Source organism: Sphingomonas colocasiae, assembly GCF_019880585.1.
Taxonomy (GTDB): Bacteria; Pseudomonadota; Alphaproteobacteria; order Sphingomonadales; family Sphingomonadaceae; genus Sphingobium_A; species Sphingobium_A colocasiae.
Genome location: NZ_JAINVV010000004.1, coordinates 750,764 through 773,020, shown reverse-complemented (window position 1 = coordinate 773,020; position 22,257 = coordinate 750,764). Strand labels below are relative to the sequence as shown.

The window sequence follows — 22,257 nt, the reverse complement described above, 5'->3', positions numbered from 1 at the left end:
ACGGATTCGCACGCCCATGCGCCTCTCGTCTCTGTGCGCCCGCAAGCCGCATGCGATCAACCTCCGATCGCCGGTAAGGACATGCGGGCGCCGATGACGGAACCTTATTCGGACCGGTCGTACGAGAACTGGATACCCGCAGTGCCGCCGGTTTCGATGAACAGATCGATGAAGGCCGGCACGGTTTCCGCGCGCCGCCAGTCGCGCTGCAATTCGCAGAAAAGCTGCGGCACCGAAATCATCTTGCCGCCCGCCTGTTCGATCCGGCGCAGCGCCGCGTCGTGCGCGGCAAGCGAGGTGCCGCCAACGGCGTCAACCGGCACATAGACTTCATATCCCTCGCGCAGCGCATCGAGCGCGGGAAAGGTCAGGCACGCCTCGGTCCACAGCGCGGTCATGATCAGCTTCCTGCGGCCCGTCGCCTCCACCGCCTTGCGGAATTCCACATCCTCCCAGCTGTTGATCGTGGTGCGGTCATAGGTGGGATAATCGCCCAGCGCCTTGCGGATCTGGGGCACGGGCGGTTTGTTGAGCCCGGTTTCGACATTCACGGTCGAATGGACGATCGGCAGGCCATAAGCGACCGCCGCCCGCGCGCAGCCGACGATATTGTTGAGCAGAAGCTGCCGGTCCATCGACGCGATCGAGTTCACCTGCACCGGCTGGTAATCGATGATCACGAAGGCGGCATTCTGCGGCGTCAGCAGATGATCATCCTTGGGATCGCGGATCGGTTCGCTGGACATTTCGGGTCTCCTTCAGTGGTGATGGCGCCCGCCTTCGTTTCCGCGCGGACCCGGTCCGGCGGATGGGGCAGTGCGGACATGTCCGCCCCGGTTCGGAAAAAAGAACCCGGCCCTCCACCAGGGAGGACCGGGTCCGACGATCAGGCCGCCTCGGCGAACCGGCCGCTGTTGAAGTCGTCGATCGCCTGCGCGATCTCGGCCTCGCTGTTCATCACGAACGGGCCATAGCCGACGATCGGTTCGTCGATCGGCTCGCCGGTCAGGACGAGCAGCACCGCATCGCCATCGGCATGGATGGCGACGTCGCTGCCGTCGCGATCGAGCAGCAGCATCTCCGCCTCACCGGCATGTTCGGTGCCGTTGACCGTGACATGGCCACCGAGCACCACCAGCATGGCGGTATGCCCATCGGGCAGGTCGAGCGTCACATCGGCGTCGCGGTTCAGCCGCACGTCCCACACGTTGATCGGCGTGAAGGTTCCGGCCGGTCCCTTCATCCCGCCCAGTTCGCCCGCGATGATCCGCGCCTTGCCCGCTCCGTCCGCCAGATCGACGACCGGAATGTCGGCGGAGACGATCGCCTGATAGCCGCCGGGCGCCATCTTGTCCTTGGCGGGCAGGTTGACCCAGAGCTGCACCATGCGGAACGGCCCGCCGGTCCGGGCGAAGGCCGGCGAATGATATTCCTCGTGCAGGATACCGCCCGCCGCCGTCATCCACTGGACGTCGCCGGGGCCGATGATGCCGCCATTGCCGGCGGAATCGCGGTGCTCGACCTCGCCGTCATAGACGATGGTCACCGTCTCGAACCCGCGATGCGGATGCTGGCCGACGCCGCGTCGCGCATCGGTGGGCGCGAAATAATGCGGCCCCGCATAATCGAGCAGCAGGAACGGGCTGATATGCGCGCCCAGGCTGTTATAGGAAAAGAGCGAGCGGACGGGAAAGCCGTCGCCCACCCAATGGCCGCGATCATTGCCATAGCGGCCCAGGATCTTCTTGCTCATCATCTGTCTCCAGGTGCGATCGGACGATTGTCCATCCGATCGCTGTTGCCCTGGAGATATCATGGCAACGTTGAGGCCAGAAGGTCACGAAACTCGACGCAGCGTCCTATCAACAGGACACCGAACCTGACATCATGCCTTGGCGAGCTTCTCGCGCCCGATCCGCCGCCCGAGCAGAAGCCCGGCCAGCCCCAGTGCGAACAGGCCCCATGCGCCATTGATCGGCACCGGCGTCGAACCGCCCGAACTGCCGCCGCCCGTCGGCGGGCCGGACGGCGGCGTATAACCGCCCTTGTAAGTGCCGACATGCATCTCGCCATTCTGGACGAGGCTGCCGAACACCGCCGAACCCTGGATATAATTGCCCGTCGTCGCGGCGGCGCGCGGCGCGAGCACCGATCCGCCCCAGGCCGTCGTCAGGTTGAGCGACTCCGCCTCGGCGAAGTTCCAGATGACATGCTCACCGAGATTGTTGGTGCCGCCCAGGAAATTGTCGTTGAGCAGGATCGATTTGCCGCTGACATTGACGATCGCGGTGTCCGCGCCGTTCAGCTTGAAATCGATCTCGCCGATGCTGTTGAGCTGATCGGCGGTGATGTTGAAGATGGCGACGCCTTCCGCATTGGGCGCTGCGTTGAAGGTCGCCCGGTTGCCGCTGATCGCGACGGCGCTGTTCGAATCCAGCGTCGACAAGGTGTGCGACATGTCGGTGAGACTGCTCGTCAGCACGCTCTTCTGCTGGTTGAGGCTCGATACGAAATCGGGATTGGAAGCGGCCAGCCCGGACTGGACGGTGTTCTGGTTGACATTGGTGTTGCTGATCGTGCCGCCCACCTGCACCGTCTGCGCCGCGCCGTTCAGGTTGAAGCCGCTCGACACATTGCCGCCGACGATCGCACCCGAACCGTTGTTGAGATTCTTCGCGCCGCCGACGACATTGCCGACCACCGTCAGCCCCGGCTGCCCGGTCGGCGACGGTGTCGGCGTCTTGATCTGATAGTTGGAGGAATTGCCTGTCAGGTCACCGCCGACAAAGGTGCGCCCCTCCACTTCGGACGAGGATTGCAGATCGCCCAGCACGATCAGATTCCATTCGCGCATGCTGTCGAGCCCGACAACGGGCGGCGCCGCCAGGACGGGGATGGAGATGGCCGCGGCAAGCGCGGCGCCGAGCAGCAAGTGAATTTTCCTCATTCGCCGCATATAGTTGACCGTCGAAACCGGTGGTGGAGAAATGAAGGTTAATTTTTCCTAAAACGAGACGAGTCGAATTCACCCGTCTCCGCCGACACCAATGCGCGGTCCAGGAAATCTGCGATCACGGGAACAACCAGAGCGGCTTGAAGCGTGACCTCGTGGCCATGGCCGGGAAATTCGCGCACCTCCCAGCCCGTCAATTCCAGATCGGACCGGCAGCGCCGGATCGTCGAGGCGATCGGAACGGGATGGCCGGCCTCGACCAGATCGCCATCACCACCGAAAAAGACCAGCCTGGGGCAGCGGATCGACGCCGCCGCATCCGCCTCTCCCCACCCTTGCAGGCTCGCGTAGAATTGCGACCATTGAACATATTGTTCGGCCGATCGCAGCACGACCATCGAAGACGGCTCGACCTGGCCGATCTTGGCCAGGCTGGCGGCCAGCAGCGCGCCATAGGGCGCATCGATCGGCGGCCAGCCGCCAATGGCGAGCGCGGTCAACCGGTCGCTGCGCGTCGCCAGTTGCAGCCCGACGGCCGCGCTCCAGCTATAGCCGCAATAGGCGAAACGATCGAAGCCGGCGGCACTCGCCACGCCCAGCAGATCGGCACAGACACGCTCCGCCGTCATCGGTTCGGGCAGGATATCGCGGCTCTTCCCGATCGCCGGATAGTCGACGAGCAGGATGCGGTACCGATCGGCCAGCCGGTCGAGATAACCGCGCAGCACCGCCGCCTGGCTCTCGCCGAAAATGGCCTGATGAGAGGCCATCAACGGCAGGCCGATCATCAGCGGCGCGCCCTGGCCATGCAGCTCGTAATAGACGCCGGTCGCGGGATCGAGCGGCATCAGGCGGCCGCCGCTTGCGGCATCGCGGCCTCGCGATCGATCCAGGCGCCGATCAGATCGTCGAGCACCGGCAGGGTCACGGCGCCGACGCCGGTAATCGCGTCATGGAATCCGCGATGGCTGAAACGATCGCCCAACACCGCTTCCGCGCGGGCACGCAACGCCCGGATACGCAGATTGCCGATCTGATAAGCCAGGGCCTGGGCGGGCAGCGCCGCATAGCGATCGACCTCGCCCGCGATCGTTTCCGCCGAAAGCGCCAGCCGTTCGGCCATATAGGCGATTGCCCGATCGCGGCTCCAGCCGAACCAGTGGATGCCGGTATCGACGACCAGGCGCACGGCGCGCCACATCTCCATCTCCAGCCGTCCATAATGTTCGTGCGGGGTCTGGTAGAGGCCCATCTCGGCGGCCAGGCCTTCGCAATACAGCGCCCAGCCTTCGACACAGGCAGTGTATTTGACCGCACCATGGCGGCGGAACTCGGGCAGCCCATCCTGTTCGTGCATCAGCGCGATATGCATCAGATGCCCGGGCCAGGCCTCGTGCACCGCCAGTGCCACATGCATGTAGCTGGGGCATTTGGCGGGGATCGCGCTGGCCCAGAAGATGCCGGGCGCGGACCGGTCGGCCGGACTCGGCTGCGCATAAGCGGGCGGCATGTTGGCGGACAGCGCCGCCGGCATCGTTTCCACGCCATAGGTGATGCGCGGGATCCGACCGAAATAGGCGGGGATGCGCTTGTCGATCCGCTTGCAAAGACTTTCGAGCGTGGCACGGAGCGCGTCGGGGCTCTCCGCAACGAATTGCGCATCGCTCGTCAGGAAAGTGCGATAGCCGGCGATATCGCCGGCATGGCCGGCCTCCGCCGCCAGCGCGTCGAGCGCGCGTTCGAGCCGGGCGACTTCGTCGAGGCCGAGCGCGTGCACTTCGTCGGGAGTCATGCCGGTGGTGGTGAAATGGCGGACGAAGGTCTCGTAATAAGCACGTCCGCCCGGCGTGTCGCAGCAGCTCAGGCTCTCGCGCGCACCGGCCGACAAGGCCCCGGTCAGGTCGTCGGCATAGCCGGCCATGGCAGGCACGATCTCGTCGCGGATCAGCGTCAGGGCGCGCTCGCCGGCAGCCTGCACGCCCACCTGCCCGCCCGCCGCCGATCGCTTGAACGGCCCATACCATGGCAGATGCTCGGCATCGCCGGCGATCATGCCGCGCGTATTGGCGGCCGCCCCCTCCAGCACCGCGCGGGGATAGCGGATGCCCATCGCGTGCCCGGCCGCGAGATTGGCGCGGATATCGGCCATGAATGCCGGAATCGTCGATAGCCGGTCCAGATAGAGCGCCGCGCCCGCGCTGTCCGCGATCGCGCTGGAATTGGCGAAGAACACGGTGTTGAAATCGGGGCCGGCCGGCAGCAGCCAGGGCCGCAGATGCGCCTGGACCGCATACAGGTCGCGGATCGCCCGCAACTCGCGTTCGAGCAGGATGCGCGTCGCGCGATCCTGATCGTCCAGCCCTTCGGCCGGGATCGCCGCCAGCGCGTCCAGCATGTCCGTCGCGCCCGCGTCGCGGCGCGCATGATCGGCGGCGGACTCGCGGAAGACGATTTCATCCTCGGTCGGCTGGCCCGCCAGGATCGCCGCGAGCGGCGTTTCCCGGCATTCGAACCGCCAGAACCGCTCCGCCAGTGCGGCCAGCCGCGCATCGCCCATATCAATCGAACCCCTTTTCGAGAAAGCGCTCGGCGAGCCCGGCGAGCAACGCACCGCCGCGCGCCATCACCCGTTCGTCGAGTATCATGTGACCGGAATGGAGGCCGCAGCACCGGGTCCAGTCGGCCCCTGCTTCCGCCGCCCCCAGAAAGAACATCGCACCGGGCACGCGATCGAGCACATAGGAGAAATCCTCCGCACCCATGATCGGCGCGTCGAGCGCCATCCAGGCATCGTCGCCGAACAGCGACTGTGAAACGGCCTTGCCGAACGCGACGGCGGCGGGATCACAGCGCGTGACCGGAAAGCCGGGATCGAACGACACGTCCGCGCGCGCACCATGCGCCGCCGCGATCCCTGTCGCCAGGCGCGTCAGCCCTTCCTGCACCGATGCGCGCCGCTCGGGTGACAATGTGCGCACCGTGCCCGCCATCGACGCGCTATGCGGGATCACATTGTCGGTGGTGCCCGCCTCGATCCGGGCGATCGTGACCACCGCCGGATCGAAGACCGAGACGCGGCGGGTGACGAAGCTCTGGATCGCGGTCACGATCTCGCACGCGATCGGCACAGGATCGAGCGCGTGGTGCGGCATCGACGCATGCCCGCCCGCCCCATGCACCGTGATATTCAGCCGATCGGACGAGGCGAGCAGCGGCCCGGGGCGGCCGGCGATCACGCCATGCGGCGCATTGGGCATGACATGCAGGGCGAAGGCGGCATCGGGCAGCGGATCGAGCAGACCGTCGTCGATCATGAAGCGCGCGCCGTGCCAGCCCTCCTCGCCGGGCTGGAACATGAAAGCCACCTCGCCCGGCAGCGTCTCTCGCCGCTCCGCCAGCAATCGCGCTGCGCCCACCAGCATCGCGGTATGCGCGTCATGGCCGCAGGCATGCATGGCGCCCGCGATCCTGGACTGGAAATCGAGCCCGGTATGCTCCTGCATGGGCAGTGCATCCATGTCGCCGCGCAGCAGCACGCGGCGTCCCGCCGTGCCGCCCTTGAGCAAAGCGACCGCGCCGGTGGTCGAGCTGCCCTCTCGCCATTCGAGCGGCAGATCGGCAAGCGCCTCCCGGACCTTCGCCATCGTCGCCGGCGTTTGCAGGCCGATCTCGGGTTCGCCATGGATCGCCCGCCGCAGCGAGACCATCAGCGGCAGCATCGCCTCGCCTCGCCTCGCCAGATCCTCGTCCCGATACGCCATCACCTGCTCCTCATCCCGTGTCAGGCTCATGAGCTAACCGGTTTGTCGGGTTCGCGCATCCGAAAGGGTTCGAGCGCGGGACGATCGAGCGCGAAAGCGGGGCGAAGACTGTCCTCGCCGTCCAGCACCCGCGCGACATGTTCGCCGATGCCCGCCGAATGCTTGAAGCCATGGCCCGAACAGGCGGAAACGACGAGGACACGATCGCTGTCCGGGCGATGATCGATGGCGAAATCGCCATCGGGCGCGTTGGTGTAGAAACAGGCGGCAGAGCGCAGCGCTGAACGCGACAGCCCGATCAGCCGGCCATCGGCATGGGCGACATGCATCGCCTCCACCTCCGCCGCCGTCACCGTGCGATCCAGATCGTGCGGAGCGCCCATCCCGGTCGAGAATTGCTCGGTCGCCAGCTTCACGCCGGGCGTCGCGCCCGGCGCGATCGGGAAACCATAGAAACTGTCCTCCGGTGCCACGCCATGCGCCCAGATGAAGGTGGGGAAATGCCCGGCCTGATACCGGCTCGGCCGATCGGGCACGAACCAGTGCAGCACCTGCCGCAGCAATTGCAGTCGGCGCAGCGGCGGGCCGATCAGTGCCGGCGTCCACCCCCCCGCCGCCACGACGACATGGCCGCCTTCATAGCTGCCGCGCGATGTGGTGACGCGGACGCCGCCGGCCACCGGCACGATCGCCTGGACCGTTTCGTTCAGCCGCAGCTCCGCGCCCAGCGCCGCCGCGCGCTGGAGCTGTGCCGCGATGCAACGCTCCGGATAGACCAGTCCGCCGCCGGGCTCGTAATAGACGCGCTCGTCCCCGCGTAGCGTGAAACCCGGAAAGCGGTGCATCAGCTCGTCGGGCGTCAGCACCTCGTGCGGAATCCGGAAACGCGCGGCGGCGCGTTCGGTCCGTTCGGCGAAACCGTTCTTGCCGTGCATCACCGCCTGGCCGCCCGAACTGTCGATCGCGACGAACCCGCATTCCAGCAGCAATTGCTCGCCGGTCTCGGCTTCGAGTTCGCGCCAGATCTCATGCGACCGCAGCACGAGCGGCACATAGATCTCACCCTCGCCGATGGCCTGGCGCGTGATCCGCGTTTCGCCATGGCTGGAGCCGCTGTCGTGCGGCGGCGCGAACCGGTCTATGCCGAGCACGCGCGCGCCGCGCCGGGCGAGCTGGTGCAGCGCGGCGGCGCCCATGGCCCCCAGGCCGATCACGATGACGTCTGCGGTTTCGGTCATGTTATTATCGACGATCCGGCCCGACCACTCAGAACTGCACCCGCACCCCGGCGCCGATCGTGCGCGGTCGCGTATAGACCGGTTCGAAATAGGCGCCGAACGCGGGGTTCACGATCCGGGCGGTATTGGTCAGGTTGTTGGCGAAGACATAGGGCTTGAGCCGGCCGAGATCGACGCCGAGCCGGGCGTTGAGTATCGCGCGGGATTGCGTGAAGCTCACCTGATCGAGCACCGCGCTGTGCAGCGTGATCCGGGCCGCATCGCTATAGCCATAATCGAGATGCGCGAGCAGGCGGGTATCGCTGCCGATCAGCGGCTCGTAATCGATCGCCGCCGACCAGGTCCAGTCCGGCACCATGTCGAGCGGTTCGCCCTTGCGCCGATCGATGCCCGTCGTGTCGAAACGCAGATGATTGTAACCGACACTCGCGGAAACCGAGAGATCGGAGCGCAGCTTGCCCTGCAGGGTCACATCGACGCCGGGGCCGCTGGCCTTGCCCGAATTGGTGGTGGCGCTGATCGTCGCGCTTTGCGGGAACACCGCCTGAACGCCCTTGTAATCATTGTAATAGACCGAAATTTCCAGGAACATCCGGCGATCGAACAGCGCCTGCTTTGTCCCGATCTCGTAGCTCCACAGTTTTTCCGGGCCATAGGTCGGCGGCGTCAGCGGCGAGGTGACGGTGTTGAAGCCACCGCTGCGGAACCCCTTGGCCGCGTTCGCATAGATCGTTCCGTCGGCCGAGGTCTTGATGCTGATGCTGGCGCGCGGATTGAAGCTGTTGAAGCTGCCCGACTGCACCGTGGGCGAAGTGATGCCGAGCGACGGGATCTGCAGCACCGTGTCGCTCGTCCGGCGATCGTGGAAATAGCGCCCGCCGATCTCGACCTTCACCGCATCGGTGACGTCGTAGCTCAGATCGCCATACACCGCCCAGCTCTTCGAAACCTGCGGCCCGGTGATCACATAATCGAGCCCCGGTATCGCCGGATCGGATCCGCCGCTCAGATCGCTGTCCGTCCGCCCGCGCGCATAGACCACCCCCGTGGCGAGACGGAACGGTCCAGTCGCATTGGTCGTCAGCCGCACTTCCTGCGAGAATTTGCTCAGCCGCGCGACGCTCTCGCCGATGGCGCTGGTCAGCACCGGCGCGCCGAAGACGAATGTGTTGTAATATTCGCCGGAATCATCGACCGAGCGGCTTCTGTTGCGCAGATAGCCGGTCGAGCTCAGCAGCGTGACCGCCCCGAAATCATAAGTCGCGACGAGATTGCCGAGCGTATAGCTCTGCCGCAACGGCGAGGCGACGAGCGCGTCGCTGTCATAATCCCGCTCGCTGTAATTCTTGTACATCTGGCTCGCGACCTGATGCTGGATCAGCAGCGAGAGCGAAAAACCATCGCTCGGCTTCACCAGCAGCTTGCCGCGCAGCGTGGTGTAACGCGCATCATTGACGTCGTTGCCCGCCGGCACATCGACATAGCCGCCCACCTGCTCGCGCGCCGCCGCGAAGCGGATGCCCACCTTGTCCTCGACCAGCGGCAGGTTGAGCACCGCCTCGGCGCGATAGCCCGCCTCGCCGCCGTCGATGGTGTTGATCTGGGCTTCCGCGCTGCCGCCGATCCGCGCGAGATCGGGTGACGCGGTCACATAGCGGATCGTGCCGCCCATCGACCCTTCGCCGTAAAGGGTCGGCTGGGGACCGCGCAGCACCTCCACCCGCTCCATATCGAGCAGGCGGATATCGGATACGCCGGCCGCCGAGAAATTGTTGATCGAGAATTCGTCGATATAGTTGCCGACGGTCGGCAGCCCCAGAAATTGCGAGATGCCGCGCAACTGGATGCGTTGCGTGCCGATGCCGATATCGACCAGCCGGAGCCCGGGAACCGAGGTCTGCAGCGAATCGAGACTGGTGACGCCGCGACGCTCGATATCGCGCGCTCCGATCGCCGAAATCGAGATCGGCACGTCGACGATCCGTTCCTCGCGCCGCTGCGCGGTCACGACGATGTCGGGCGAGCCGGCCTCCCCGGCCGTCTGTGTATCCTGCGCCATCGCCGGCACCGCATGCCCGAGCCCCGTTCCCGCGAACAGCGCCGCAACCATCACCGCCCGATTTTTCCGCCCCGTCATGCTCCGCCCTTTCATCGTCATTTTCACGATACAAGCATGTATCCGATAAAATCGCAATAGCCTTCGAATTATCGGAGTGATCGTGCAACTCAACGCTTGCACACGGCGACATTTGGTTTAGCTTAGAATACATCCATGAATTGGAGAGACGCATGGAATCGCGTGCAGCAACATCAGCGCCCATCGACAGCGAACGTGCCGGATTCGGCGCCTGGTACGGTCTGTTCGTGCTTATCCTCACCTCGATGGTCGGCAACGCGATCCCTCAGGTGATGTTGCTGGTGACCGAAGCGATCAAAGCCGACCTGGACCTGTCGGACATCCAGATCGGCGCACTGCGCGGCATCGCGGTCACGCTGGTGGTGGCGATCGCCTCCTATCCGATCAGTTGGCTCGCCGATCGCACCGGGCGCCGGCCGATCTATGCGGCCTGCATCCTGATCTGGTCGTTGGGGGCGGCCGCAACCGCGATGGCGGGCAGCTATGGCGCCCTTTTCGCCTGCGCGATGGCGATCGCCGCCGGCGAAGCGGTGCTGGGGCCGGTCACCTTCTCGATCATCCCGGACCTGTTCCAGGAAAAGCAGCGGATGATCGCCAATTCGATCTTCTTCATCTCGCAACTGCTCGGCATCTCCGCCGGCCTGGCGATCGGCGGCGCGCTGGTCGGCGGGATCGCGGAGCATCACGCCGAACTGCCCGCCGGGCTCGCCGCGCTGGCGCCGTGGCGGCTGGCGCTGATGGCGATGGCGCTGCCGGCGATCGCGCTGATCCCGATGGTGCTGCTCATTCCCCTGCGCAAGGCAAAGCGGGACAGGCCCGCCGCCGATGCCGGCAGCGGCTCGGTGCTGTCCTTTCTCCAGGCGCATCCGCGCACGCTGTTTCCGGTCTTCATCGGCTTCGGCGCGATCGCCGCAGCGAATTTCACGGTATTCGGCTGGATGGCGATCGCGATCGTGCGCCTGTTCGATGCCGATCCGGCCGCCGTCGGCATCCGGCTGAGCCAGGTCTTCGCGGTCGGCAGCATCGGCGGCGTGGTCGCGGCGAACCTCCTTGTCCGCATGATCTCCGCGCGCGCCGGCGATCTCACGCCGGGCCGCGTCGCGCAGATCGGCGCGCTCGTCGCGCTGCTGCTCTGCTGCCTCTATCCCTTCGCCCGATCGCCCGACGGTTTCTACATGATCGCCACCGCACAGATCGCGGCATCATTCGGCGGGCTGGTGCTTTCGCCCACGCTCACCCAGGCGCTCGCCCCGGCGGAGATCCGCACGCGCCTGCTGGCGATCGCCGGCCTGTTCTACACCCTGTTCGGCGCGCTCAGCCCGGTGCTGGTCGGCGCCATTTCCGACGCGCTGGGCGCCGCCCCGTTCAACCTGCTGCAGGCGATGCTGATCGTCGCCCTGCCCGGCTTCGCCGGCGGCGCGATATTGCTCCGCTACAGCGAACGCGGGCTGCCACGGACGCTGGCGGCGGTCAGGGCCTGACGATGCTAGTCGTCAAAGCCGGTGAGAAGCCGGGTATAGACGGGTGCGAGCGCGCGGCGCTGTTCCTGCGTCTCGCGGATGCCGAGCGCCCAATAGCCGATCTGGTGGAAATAGACGATGCGCGCGCGCACCGTCGCCTCAACCTCCTCCTGCCCCGCATCGACGAAGATCCGCGCCAGCGCCGCGATGCATTCCTCGTCGGCCTGCAGCACCTGCTCCGCGACCTCGGGCTCGACGCGGCCCCATTGGCGGATCGCCGAATCGAGCGCCGCATCGAAATCGCGCCCTTCCATCCACAGCCGGACGATCCGGCGATAGCGGTCCACAGGCGTACCCGCCCGATCGGCGGCGCGCAGAAAGGCGCGGACATTGCCGTCGCGCCACTCGCGCAGCAGATGATCGAGCAGGTCCTGCCGGTTCTTGAAACGCCAGTAGAAGCCGCCGCGCGTGACGCCGAGGCGGGCCGCGAGCGGATTGATCTGGACGGCGGAAACACCGCCTTCAATCAGCATCTCGCGCGCGGCCGCGATCCAGTCGCGCTCCACCGGCGTCGCCGTGCCGCCCGGCGCGTCATCCTGCTTGGTCCCGGCCATTCCACTCTCTCAAATCGACGCGGCGCGCGACACGGCAAGGCCGACGCGCACCGCAATACATACTTGTATCTGTTAGCGAAGACCGGCTGAATGCGAAAGGGAAATGCAAGGATGCGCAGGGTGCGGCGGCGACCGATCGACTATCTGCTGACGGTGATGAGCCGGGACTGGGCGGCGCTTGCGCTTGCGCTGATCCTCACTTTGACCGGACTGCTGCTGATCGCGTTCGGCGCATCGATCGCGGGATCGCTCCTCATCCTCATCGCTTTGCTCGCCGCGACCGGCGGCATCGTGCATCTCGCCCAGGTCCGCCGGGCGATGGCGGCGCATCCCGCCCCCGGCCGGCTGATCGACGTGGGCGGACACCGCATCCACCTGCTAGCGGAAGGCGATGCGAACGGCGCACCCGCGATCGTCTGGCTGCCCGGCGCGCATGGCGCCGGGATCGCGCTCGATCATCTCCACCGCATGCTGCGCGGCGACGGCCGGTCGATCCTGATCGACCGGCCGGGCAGCGGCTGGAGCGATCCCGGCCCCTTCCCCCGCACCACGATGCGCGAGGTGGAGGAGATCATAGCCGCGCTCGACAAGGCAGGAGAACAAGGCCCGTTCGTCTTCGCCGGCCACAGCTTCGGCGGTTTTCTGGCCGCCGCCATTGCCCGGCACCGTCCGGCATCGGTCGCCGGGCTCGTCCTGCTCGACGCGACGCCGCCCGAAACCATCGTGTTCGGCCCGCCCAATCCCTTTCTCAGCCAGATGCGACGTGGGGCGCTCTGGTCGGCGACCATCCGCCTGTTCGGCTTTCGGCGCAGCGCGGCCGAGCGCCGGCAGCGCGACGATCCCACTTTCGCCTCCGTGATCGCGGCGGTCCGCGATGCGCAGGGGCCGAAGGTCGATGCCGCGATCGAGGCCCTGGGATTGCGCACGCGCGAAACCTGCGCGGCGGCGTCGATCTTCGAGGAATTGTCGCCGGAGGGCATGGCCCGCATCGCCTGGGACGCCATTGCCTATGACCGCGATCTGGGCGACCTTCCCGTCTTCCTCGTCGCCCCCGGCGATACCGATGCGGAGCGGGACGTGATGAAGGCGATCGTCACCGATGGAGCCGGCGATCCTAACCGCGCGCCGCGTTTCTACGCGGCGTCGCGCGAGCGGTATCTCGCCATCTCCACACGCGCGGAACGCATTCGCGCACCCGCCGGCACCGGACATAATTTCGTCTATGAAGCGCCCGAATTCACGGCGGCGGCGGTGCGCCGGATGCGCGACACGGTCTCGACCGGCGCCCGCGCATGAGCGAGGCGATGCTCGCTGACTGGAATGGGCCGCTGGGCGGATTGCCGCCGCTCGACGCGATCGCGCCGGACCGTTTCGTCCAGGTCTTCCAAAGCGCGATCGACGATTGCGAACGCGAGATCGACGGGATCGCCGACAATCCCGAACCGCCCGATCACGCCAACACGCTCGCGGCGCTCGGGCAATGCGGCCGCGCGCTTCGCCGGCTGCGTGCGCTGTTCAACGTCGCTGCGGATACGATGGCGGATGCGCAGGTTTCGGCCGCCGCACCGACGGTGCTCGCGATGCTCGCCGCGCATGACGACCGCATCGGCCAGCATGTCGGCCTTCATGACCGGCTTGCGATGCTGGCGGGGCAGGACGCCCAACCGGCGAACGATATCGTCCAGGCCCGCCGGCGCGCCCGGCTGCTCGAACGCACCCTGCAGGATTTCCACATGTCCGGCGCGTCGCTCGGCGCGACGGAGAAGGCGCGGCTGATCGCGATCGGCGAGGAGATGGCGACCTGCCATGCCGGGTTCCGCCGGATCCTGGTCGAGGACGAAGGCGACCTGTTGCCGCTGGCGCCGTCCGAACGTGCGGGTCTGCCCGCCGGTCTCGCGGACCGGCCATTGCCCTGCACGCGCGCGACGATCGAGCCGATCCTGACCCAACACCCGGATCGCGCGGTTCGCGAGCGCGCCTGGCGGCTGTTCGCCGCCCGGGGCGACCGCGCGCCCGATCGCTGCACATTGCCGCTCGCCGCGACATTGCTGCGCCTGCGCGCCGAACGCGCGCGCCTTCTCGGCTTCGCATCCCATGCCGACCTCACCACCTCGAACCGCATGGCGGCGCGCCCCGAAACCGCGCTCGCGCTGCTCGACCGGCTCTGGCCCGCGGCGCGCGACAAGGCGGATCGGGAACTGGACGCACTGGCGGCCCTGGCGCGGCAGGACGGGATCGATCGGCTCGCCCCCTGGGATGTCGCCTTTTACCGCGAGCGCGATCGCCAGCACCGGCTGGGCGCGGGCGAAAGCGCGCTTTCGCGATATCTGACGCTCGACGGCCTGCGCGACGGACTGTTCTGGCTGGCGGAGCGACTGTTCGGCCTGCGCTTTACCGTGCTGCCGGACGCACCGGCCCATCATCCCGATGTGTCCGCCTATCGTGTCGAACGCGCCGGCGCGCCGATCGGCGCGCTCTATCTGGATCCCTTCGCCCGGACGGGCAAGACCGGCGGCGCCTGGGTGCAGCCGCTGCGGCAGCCCGAGCGCGGCCATGACCTGCCGATCGCGATGATCGTCCACAATATCGCGCGGCCGCAGGAGGGAGCGCCCGCGCATCTGCGACTATGGGATGCCGTCACGCTGTTTCACGAATTCGGCCATGCGCTGCATTTGTTGCTGGGCGATGTCGAAGATCATCGCCAAAGCGCCTTCCATGTCCCATGGGATTTCGTCGAACTGCCTTCGACGATGTTCGAGAACTGGCTGACGCAGCCCGACATGCTCGCCGCCTTCGCGCGCGATCCGGCGACGGGCCGGGCGATGCCCGACGAACTGGCCGAGACGCTGGGCCTTGCGGTCGCGAAATCGGGAATCGAGACCGCCGAATATCTCGCGGCGGCGATCATCGATCTGCGGCTGCACATGCGGGCCGACCCACCCGCCGATCTGCGCGCGTTCGAGGATGAGGCCAGGGCGGCGCTGGGCATGCCCGACGCGCTGCGCCCGCTCCATCCGCTCGCGGCGTTCCGGCATCTCTTCGCCGGTGGCGAGCCGACATATTCGGCGGGCTATTATGTCTATATCTGGGCCGAGCTGATGTCGGCGGACGTGGTCGCGGCCTTTGCCGAAGCACCCGGCGCATTGCTCGATCGCCCGACCGCCGAACGACTGGAGCACTGCCTGTTATCGGTCGGCGACGCCGATCCGCCCGATGCCGCGTTCCGCGCCTTTCGCGGACGCGATCCCAGCCCGGACGCGCTGCTCAGGGCGCGGGGTCTACCCGTCCAGAGCGCTTAGGGTCTGCCCCATTCTCCCTGTGTCATTCCCGCGAACGCGGGAATCCAGTGACATAGAGCGCTATGGCCGACATCTCCTGGATTCCCGCGTTCGCGGGAATGACAATTACGGATCGGCCACCGCACGGCTGTTGGAACCGAACTTGTCATTCAAGCCGCCAGACCGAACCGCCGCAGCAGTGCATCACCATCGGGATCGCGCCCCCGAAAGGCGCGGAACGCATCGTCCGCCGGAACGCTCGCGCCGATCTCGAGCATGGTCTCGCGCCAGCGCTTGGCGGTTTCGGCATCGTACAAACCATCGGGCGTCGCGGTGAACGCCTCCGCGATATCGGCCGCCATCACGTCCGCCCAGAGATAGGAATAGACGCCGGCGGCATAGACGTCGGTGAAGCTGTGATAGCAATGGGTGACGTACATCACCGGATCGATCGCGCGCGGCATGTTCATGTCCGCCAGCACGCGCGCCTCGATCGCCTGCGCGTCCCCAGGGTCCGCTCCATGGATCGCCAGATCCACCAGGGCGGTCGCGAGATATTCGGCGGTCACGCTGAACACCCGGTCATGCCGCACCGCGGCCTCGAGCGCGTCGATCGTCGCATCGGGCATCGGCTCGCCCGTCGCATGATGCCGAGCGAAACGCCGCAGCAAGGCCCGATCGAGCAGCCAGCGCTCGTTGAGCAATGCCGGCACCTCGACGAAATCCCATGCGACCGACGTGCTGCCGAGCGACGGATAGCGGGCGCGGCTCATCAGCATATGGAGCGCATGGCCGAATTCGTGGAACAGCACATTGGCATATTCCCAGGCGAGCAGCACCGGCTCGCCCGGCCGCCCCGGCGGATTGCTGGAAACGATGCAGGATAGCGGCAGCACGTACCCGCGAAAGCTCTCCGCCCCACGCAGTTCGGACTGCCAGGATCCATGCCCCTTGCCGGGACGCGCGATCAGGTCGAGCCAGAGCGCGCCGATCGGCGCATCGCCGCGCCGGACTTCGAAGACCTGGATGTCGGGATGGAGCCGGGGCGCATCGGGCATGGCATGGAAGCTCAGGCCATGAAGCGCGCCCGCCGCATGGAAGACAGCGGCGAGCACCGTGTCGAGCGAGAGGTGATCGCGCACCGCATCGGCATCGAAACCGAAGCGCTCCACCTTCATCCGTTCGGCCAGGTACAAGCGATCCCAGGGCTCGATATCGTCGCCCAACGCAGCGAGATCGGCCTCGGTTATGCGCCGGACATCCGCCCATATCCGCTCCAGCAATTCCCTGGCGCGTTCGGGCGTTCCGGCCATGCGCGGCGCACAGGCCAGTTCGGCGTAGCTGTCATAACCCATCAGCCGCGCCAGCGCCGCCCGGCTTTCGATGATCGCGTTGACGACGGGCCGATTGTCGTGCGGCCCGGTATTGGCGCCACGGCCGATCCACATCGCCCACACCTCTCGCCGAAGATCCCGGTCATGCGCGCGCTGGAGGACCGCCATCACCGCCGGGCGGTTGGCGGCGAATGCCCATGTCCCCGGTCGGCCACGCCGTTCGGCGAGCGCCGCCGCCTGCGACAGCGCGGTTTCCGCGATGCCGCCCAGCCGGCCGGGATCATCGACCTCGACCGCCAGTTCCTCCGCTTCGGACAGCAGGTTCGCATGAAAGCGCGCCTGGAGCGCGGCGATCCGCTCGTTCAACTCTCGCAGTTCCGCCTGATCGCCCGCGTCCAGCCGGGCGCCACCACGCACGAAGCGCTGCAGCACCTGTTCGGTCAGCCGGCGCTGCTCGGGTTCGAGCGGCCCCGCCGCGACCGCCTCGACACGCTCGAACAGCCGCCGATCCTGCGCGATCTCGACGTCCAGTTCGGCGCCAAGCGATGCGAGCCGGGCGTTCACCGCCTGCATTTCCGGCGACGCGGCGGTGGTGACCTGCATCTGCCGAAGCACATCGACCCGGCGCAACGCCCCTCCACAGGCCTCGATCGCCTCGACGACATTGGCGAAGCCGGGCTCGGTCCTATCGGTCGCGACCCGCTCGATCTCGGCACGCTTGGCGGCAAGCGCCGCGACAAAGGCGGTCTCGATGCCCACCGGTGTCGTGCGATCGAAGGGCGGCAGGCCGCCCAGCGGCCCTGCCCATTGCGTCAATGAAGATTCGCTCATGACGAATGCTATAGAACACGATACAGGGGTGTATCCAGTCCAAACAGCTTCGAGGACGATCGTGACCGAAACCGCCGCTTCCGCGCTGATCCGCTCCAGTTTCGCATGGGACAATCACGCCTGCATGCCGCTGCGCCCGGCCGACACCGCGTTCCTTCCGCAGATCGAGCGCGCCCGTGCCGCCGGATTCGACGCGGTCACGATCAATATCGGCTTCGGCCAGAGCGGCCCCGACGAGCATTTCGCGATGCTCGCGTCGATGCGCGAATGGTTCAGCGCGCGCGCGCAGCAGTATCGTCTGATCGAGCGCCCGTCCGATCTCGACGATGCGCGGGCCGAGGGCAGGCTGGGCATCCTGTTCGACATCGAAGGCGCCTGCGCGATCGCCGACCGGCTGGATCTGGTTGAGCGTTTCTATGCGGGCGGCGTCCGCTGGATGCTGATCGCCTATAATCGCGCCAACCTCGCCGGCGGGGGCTGCCTCGACGCGGAGGATGGCGGGCTGACGGCGTTCGGTCGCGCGATGATCGCGGAGATGAACCGCGTCGGCATGACAGTCTGCTGCACGCATACCGGACATCGTACCGCGATGGACGTGCTTGAGGCCGCGCAAGCGCCGGTGATCTTCTCCCATTCCAATTGCAGTGCGGTCTACCAGCACCCCCGCAACATTCCCGATGCACTCATCCGCGCCTGCGCCGAAACCGGCGGGGTCGTCGGCATCAACGGGCTCGGCGATTTCCTCGGTCCGCGCGGCGCCGATCTCGACACGGCGATCGTCGCGCATATCGACCATGCCGTGTCGCTGGTCGGGCCGGAGCATGTCGGCATCGCGCTCGACTATGTCTATGATCGCGAGGAACTGCTCGAATATTTCCGCACGCACAAGGACACGCTGCCCGCCGACATGGATGAGACCGTTCCGATGATCGGCCCCGAAGGGCTGACGGGCATCGTCGAGCGGCTGATCGGGCTGGGCTATCCGGACGCGGCGATTCGCCAGATCCTGGGCGGTAACTGGCGCCGCGTCGCCGACGCCTGCTGGCGCCCGGTCGATGCCGCCGTCCAGGAGATGACCGATGTTTAACCCGCCCGCCAGCGGGCGGAACGCGCCTTTCGTTTATCGCCGGACGATCGGCGCGCGCCGCGCCATCGACAGGACAGTGCGGGATGAGATCGATCGCCAAACCGATGCTCTGGCTGTCGCTGCTGTTCGCAGCAGCCACCCCTGCATTGGCCCAGGGCAGCACCGGCGCTTCGGATAACGACATCGATATCGGCGGCGACCGGATCACCATCGGCGCCGGCCTGGCGGTGACGCCCAGCTATATCGGATCGGATTCGACGATCGCGCTGCCGACGCTCGCGATCCAGGGGCAAGTATCCGGCCTGTCGTTCAACAGCCAGGGAACCGCATTCTACCTCGATGCGATTCCGGACAGCGGCAAGCCGGGATGGAAGCTGCAACTGGGGCCGCTCGCGGCGCTGCGGCTCGATCGCAATTCGATGATCGACGACAGCGCGGTCGCGGCGTTGGGCAAGCGCAGAAAGGCGCTGGAGCTCGGCGGCTGGGCAGGCATCCAGCGCACCGGCGTCGTCACCAGCCCCTATGACACCTTGTCGTTCGGCCTGTCCTACCAGCATGACGTGAGCGGCGCGCATCGCAGCGCGATCGTCAGCCCCAGCATCGACTATGCGACGCCGCTGTCGCACACCGCCTATGCCAGCATTTCGCTATCGGCCGATCATGTCGGCAGAGGATTCGGGCGCTATTATTACGACGTCGATGCCGCGGGCAGCGCGGCGAGCGGCCTGCCGGCCTATACGGGCGCGGACAAGGCCGGGTGGAAGGACTGGAATGCAAGCATGTTGCTGGCCCATTCGCTGACGGGCAATCTGACCCATGGCCTGGGCGTGTTCGTGACCGGCGGCTATGGACGCCTGCTGGGTGCCTATCGTCGCTCCCCCATCGTCGACATGGCCGGCAGCCCCAATCAGTGGAGCGGCGCGGTCGGCCTGGCCTATAGTTTCTGACGACGCCCGCTCAGGCGACCAGCGCGAGCCGCTTGCGGCCTGCGACGCTCTTTGCGCCACCGCTCACCAAAGTCTGCAGATCGATCAGCCCGCGTGCCATGCCGACACCATGCGGGCCGGCGATATAGCGCTGCTCCCAGACCGGCGAGAATTTGTCCTTATAGGCGCGCAGGCCCTCGAAGCCGTAGAAAGCGTCGCCATGACGATAGAGCAGCGCGCCGATCCGCGCCCACATCGGCGCCAGCCGGCGCGATTCGATGCCGGAGAGCGGTGCGAGACCGAGATTGAACCAGCGATATCCCTGGGCGCTGCCCCATTTCATCAACTGGACGAACAGATAGTCCATCGTGCCATAGGGCATGGTTTCGGCGTGGCGCATCAGATCGACCGACAATTCCTCACGCGTGCCCGTCGTCCAGATATTGGCGAAGGCGACGATGCGGCCATGCTGGCGGACGACCGCGCAATCGAAGCGCGCGAGATAGGCGGGATCGAAGCGGCCGATCGAGAAGGCCTTTTCGCTCTGCCGCTTGGCGCGCAGCCAGGCATCGGAGACCGCGCGCAGTTCGGCCATGATCGCGGGCACTTCCGCCGCCGCGACAATCTCGAACACCGCGCCTTCGCGTTCGGCGCGTCGTTCGGCATGGCGCAGCGACTTCCTGTCGGGCGTATCGAGCGTGAAGCCGGGCAGCGCCACCCTCGCTTCCTCGCCATATTTGACGAGCTGCAAACCGAGATCGATCGCCACCGGCACCGACGCCAGTGAAATCTGGTAGAGCAGCACCCGCCCCTGCGCGGCGTCCGCCATCTCGCGCATCCGCCAGAGCAGGTCGGGCCATTCGGTCTTCGGACCGATCGGATCGCCCATCACGATCCAGCTCTGCCCCTGCACCTGATACATGAGCAACGCTTCGCCGCTCTCCGAGCGCAGGAATCGCTTGTCGCCGGTCAGCGCGAGCATGGCGTCGGTGCGCTGGCTGTGCGCAAGCGCGGGCTGGGTGATGCCGCCATCATCGGCAAGCGGCTCGGTCGCGGGCGGACGCGCATGGCCGAACAGCCGGTATACCGCCACGCCGACCAGCACGATCGCGGCCGCGAAGCTCCCGCGCAGGAAGCGCGAGGCATCGCCACTCCATGCGAAGCGCCACCAGAGATCATCCTGATAGGCGACATGCTTGAAGGCGAAGAAGCCGATCCAGGTCGACAGCGCCAGCGCGACGACGACGGTGGCGAGCGCACGCGGCGTGCCGGGAAGCCCCGTCATCGCGGTCCGGCGGTAGAATGCGGGATGCGAAAGCTGGAGCAGCCCGGCAATGCCGAGAAGGATCAGCGCTTCCTCATAATCGATGCCCTTGGCCAGCGAGAAGGCCGCGCCCGCGAGCAGCAGCGCTCGGCACATCAGGAAGGCGGCATCGAGCCGGCGATACAGGCCCGGCGCGATCAGCAGCAGCGCCGTGCCTGCCAGGCTCGCGGCGATGTGCGAAGCCTCGACAAAGGGCAAGGGCACCAGATCGCGCAACAGATGAAGCCGCGCGGGGATCGCGGGCAAAGACCCCGACACGAGCAGCACGACCCCGCCGACAAAGACCAGCCCGGACAGGAAGGTCGGCGCGATGCCGTGCAGCGCGAAGCGCAACGCGCCGAAGGCGGTTGCGAGCGGGCGCCGGATGCTGCGCCGCTCATGGATGGCGAACAGGATCGCGCCCAGCCCGAGCGGCAGCAGATAATAGACGACGCGATAGAGGATCAGCGCGGCCAGCAGCTTCGGGGGATCCACACCGGGCAGCGCGGCGATCACGACCGCTTCGAACACGCCGACCCCGCCGGGCACATGGCTGAGCAACGCGACGACGATGCCCAGCGCATAGCCCAGAAAGACGGTGGGGAAGACGGAGAGGCCGGCGCCCGGCACCAGGACAAGCAACGCCGCGCTCGCGGCGGCGAGATCCAGCGCGGCGAGGCCGACCTGCAGGCACGCCTGCCCGGCGGTTGGCCGCGGGAAATGCCATTTGAAGATATGGATGGTGCGTGTGCCGCCGCGCAGCGCCAGGATCGACAGGCCGACCGCGACGATGGTGGCGATCCCAAGCGCGCGTTGCGCCGCGATCGGCACCGCCCATGCGCCGAACGCCAGTGGAACCGGATGGACGGCCAGCGCGGCCGCGGCCATCACGATGATGCCGGCCCAGAAGGTGATGCTGGCCGTCGCGATCACGCGCAGGATATCGGCGGCTTCCAGCCCGGCCGCGCTGTAGATCCGATAGCGCGCCGGCCCGCCGGTCAGCAGCGCGAAACCGAAATTGTGGCTGAGCGTGTAGCTGGTGAGCGCGGCGAGCGCGGCGGTGCGATAGGGAAGCGGCCGACCGATGATCCTGAGCGCCAGCACGTCGTAGAGCGTGAGCAGGAAATAGCTGATCGCGGTCAGCGCGATCGCCCCGGCAAGCTGACCCGCGCCGACCTGATGAAAGGCGGCGCGCACGTCGCGCGCATGGACATCGGCAAGCAATGCGTGCAGCGCGAAGAAACCGAGCGCCGCGACGCCGAGGATCCCCACGATCCTGATCGCGACTCCATATCGTTCCAGCATGTGCCGCACCCCGCCCCTCAGCGCGTTCAT

At 67.0% G+C, this 22,257-nt stretch carries 16 protein-coding genes; 5 read left to right on the top strand and 11 right to left on the bottom strand.

The window, feature by feature from the left end:
- Positions 1-104: 104 nt before the first annotated feature.
- The 8 genes from K7G82_RS09990 to K7G82_RS09955 form a co-directional block, all read right to left on the bottom strand.
- A complete protein-coding gene (locus tag K7G82_RS09990; protein WP_222989692.1) occupies positions 105-746 on the bottom strand; it encodes a hydrolase in 642 nt (213 codons plus the stop codon).
- Between the two features lie 140 nt (positions 747-886).
- The gene (locus K7G82_RS09985) at positions 887-1,753 is read right to left on the bottom strand and encodes a pirin family protein (RefSeq protein WP_222989691.1); all 867 of its coding nucleotides are present in this window, start codon (positions 1,751-1,753) and stop codon (positions 887-889) included.
- A 132-nt stretch (positions 1,754-1,885) separates the two neighbouring features.
- Positions 1,886-2,956 carry a choice-of-anchor A family protein gene (locus K7G82_RS09980; protein ID WP_425517256.1) on the bottom strand — a complete coding sequence of 357 codons (1,071 nt, stop codon included), beginning with the start codon at positions 2,954-2,956 and terminating at the stop codon, positions 1,886-1,888.
- A 38-nt stretch (positions 2,957-2,994) separates the two neighbouring features.
- Positions 2,995-3,801 carry an alpha/beta fold hydrolase gene (locus K7G82_RS09975; protein WP_222989689.1) on the bottom strand — a complete coding sequence of 269 codons (807 nt, stop codon included), beginning with the start codon at positions 3,799-3,801 and terminating at the stop codon, positions 2,995-2,997.
- Positions 3,801-5,510: a DUF885 domain-containing protein gene (locus tag K7G82_RS09970; RefSeq protein WP_222989688.1), complete on the bottom strand. Its 1,710-nt coding sequence runs from the start codon at positions 5,508-5,510 to the stop codon at positions 3,801-3,803. Before K7G82_RS09970 ends, K7G82_RS09975 begins: the two co-directional genes overlap by 1 nt.
- 1 nt (position 5,511) lies before the next feature.
- Positions 5,512-6,714: a M20 metallopeptidase family protein gene (locus tag K7G82_RS09965; protein WP_222989687.1), complete on the bottom strand. Its 1,203-nt coding sequence runs from the start codon at positions 6,712-6,714 to the stop codon at positions 5,512-5,514.
- A gap of 26 nt (positions 6,715-6,740) precedes the next feature.
- A complete protein-coding gene (solA, locus tag K7G82_RS09960) occupies positions 6,741-7,952 on the bottom strand; it encodes an N-methyl-L-tryptophan oxidase (RefSeq protein ID WP_222989686.1) in 1,212 nt (403 codons plus the stop codon).
- A gap of 28 nt (positions 7,953-7,980) precedes the next feature.
- Positions 7,981-10,089, bottom strand: a complete 2,109-nt coding sequence (locus K7G82_RS09955) for a TonB-dependent receptor (protein ID WP_222989685.1) — start codon at positions 10,087-10,089, stop codon at positions 7,981-7,983.
- Positions 10,090-10,241: 152 nt separating this feature from the next.
- Here K7G82_RS09955 and K7G82_RS09950 point away from each other — a divergent pair, with 152 nt between their 5' ends.
- A complete protein-coding gene (locus K7G82_RS09950; protein WP_222989684.1) occupies positions 10,242-11,570 on the top strand; it encodes an MFS transporter in 1,329 nt (442 codons plus the stop codon).
- A 5-nt stretch (positions 11,571-11,575) separates the two neighbouring features.
- Here the strand turns inward: K7G82_RS09950 and K7G82_RS09945 are convergent, their stop codons facing one another.
- On the bottom strand, positions 11,576-12,163 hold the full coding sequence (locus K7G82_RS09945) for a TetR/AcrR family transcriptional regulator (RefSeq protein ID WP_222989683.1): 588 nt from the start codon (positions 12,161-12,163) through the stop codon (positions 11,576-11,578).
- A 111-nt stretch (positions 12,164-12,274) separates the two neighbouring features.
- Here K7G82_RS09945 and K7G82_RS09940 point away from each other — a divergent pair, with 111 nt between their 5' ends.
- Positions 12,275-13,459, top strand: coding sequence for an alpha/beta hydrolase (locus K7G82_RS09940; protein WP_222989682.1), 1,185 nt, complete (start codon positions 12,275-12,277; stop codon positions 13,457-13,459).
- On the top strand, positions 13,456-15,462 hold the full coding sequence (locus K7G82_RS09935) for a M3 family metallopeptidase (protein WP_222989681.1): 2,007 nt from the start codon (positions 13,456-13,458) through the stop codon (positions 15,460-15,462). The genes K7G82_RS09940 and K7G82_RS09935 overlap by 4 nt, the downstream gene beginning before the upstream one ends.
- Positions 15,463-15,611: 149 nt before the next feature.
- Here the strand turns inward: K7G82_RS09935 and K7G82_RS09930 are convergent, their stop codons facing one another.
- Positions 15,612-17,606 (bottom strand): M3 family metallopeptidase, encoded by a 1,995-nt coding sequence (locus K7G82_RS09930; RefSeq protein WP_222989680.1) that lies wholly within the window; start codon positions 17,604-17,606, stop codon positions 15,612-15,614.
- Positions 17,607-17,667: 61 nt separating this feature from the next.
- Between K7G82_RS09930 and K7G82_RS09925 the strand changes: the two genes are divergently transcribed.
- Both K7G82_RS09925 and K7G82_RS09920 read left to right on the top strand, forming a co-directional pair.
- The gene (locus K7G82_RS09925) at positions 17,668-18,693 is read left to right on the top strand and encodes a dipeptidase (RefSeq protein ID WP_222989679.1); all 1,026 of its coding nucleotides are present in this window, start codon (positions 17,668-17,670) and stop codon (positions 18,691-18,693) included.
- Between the two features lie 83 nt (positions 18,694-18,776).
- Positions 18,777-19,640, top strand: coding sequence for a MipA/OmpV family protein (locus K7G82_RS09920; RefSeq protein WP_222989678.1), 864 nt, complete (start codon positions 18,777-18,779; stop codon positions 19,638-19,640).
- A 10-nt stretch (positions 19,641-19,650) separates the two neighbouring features.
- Here K7G82_RS09920 and mprF read toward each other — a convergent pair whose 3' ends face one another.
- Positions 19,651-22,257, bottom strand: a complete 2,607-nt coding sequence (gene mprF, locus K7G82_RS09915; RefSeq protein WP_343228557.1) for a bifunctional lysylphosphatidylglycerol flippase/synthetase MprF — start codon at positions 22,255-22,257, stop codon at positions 19,651-19,653.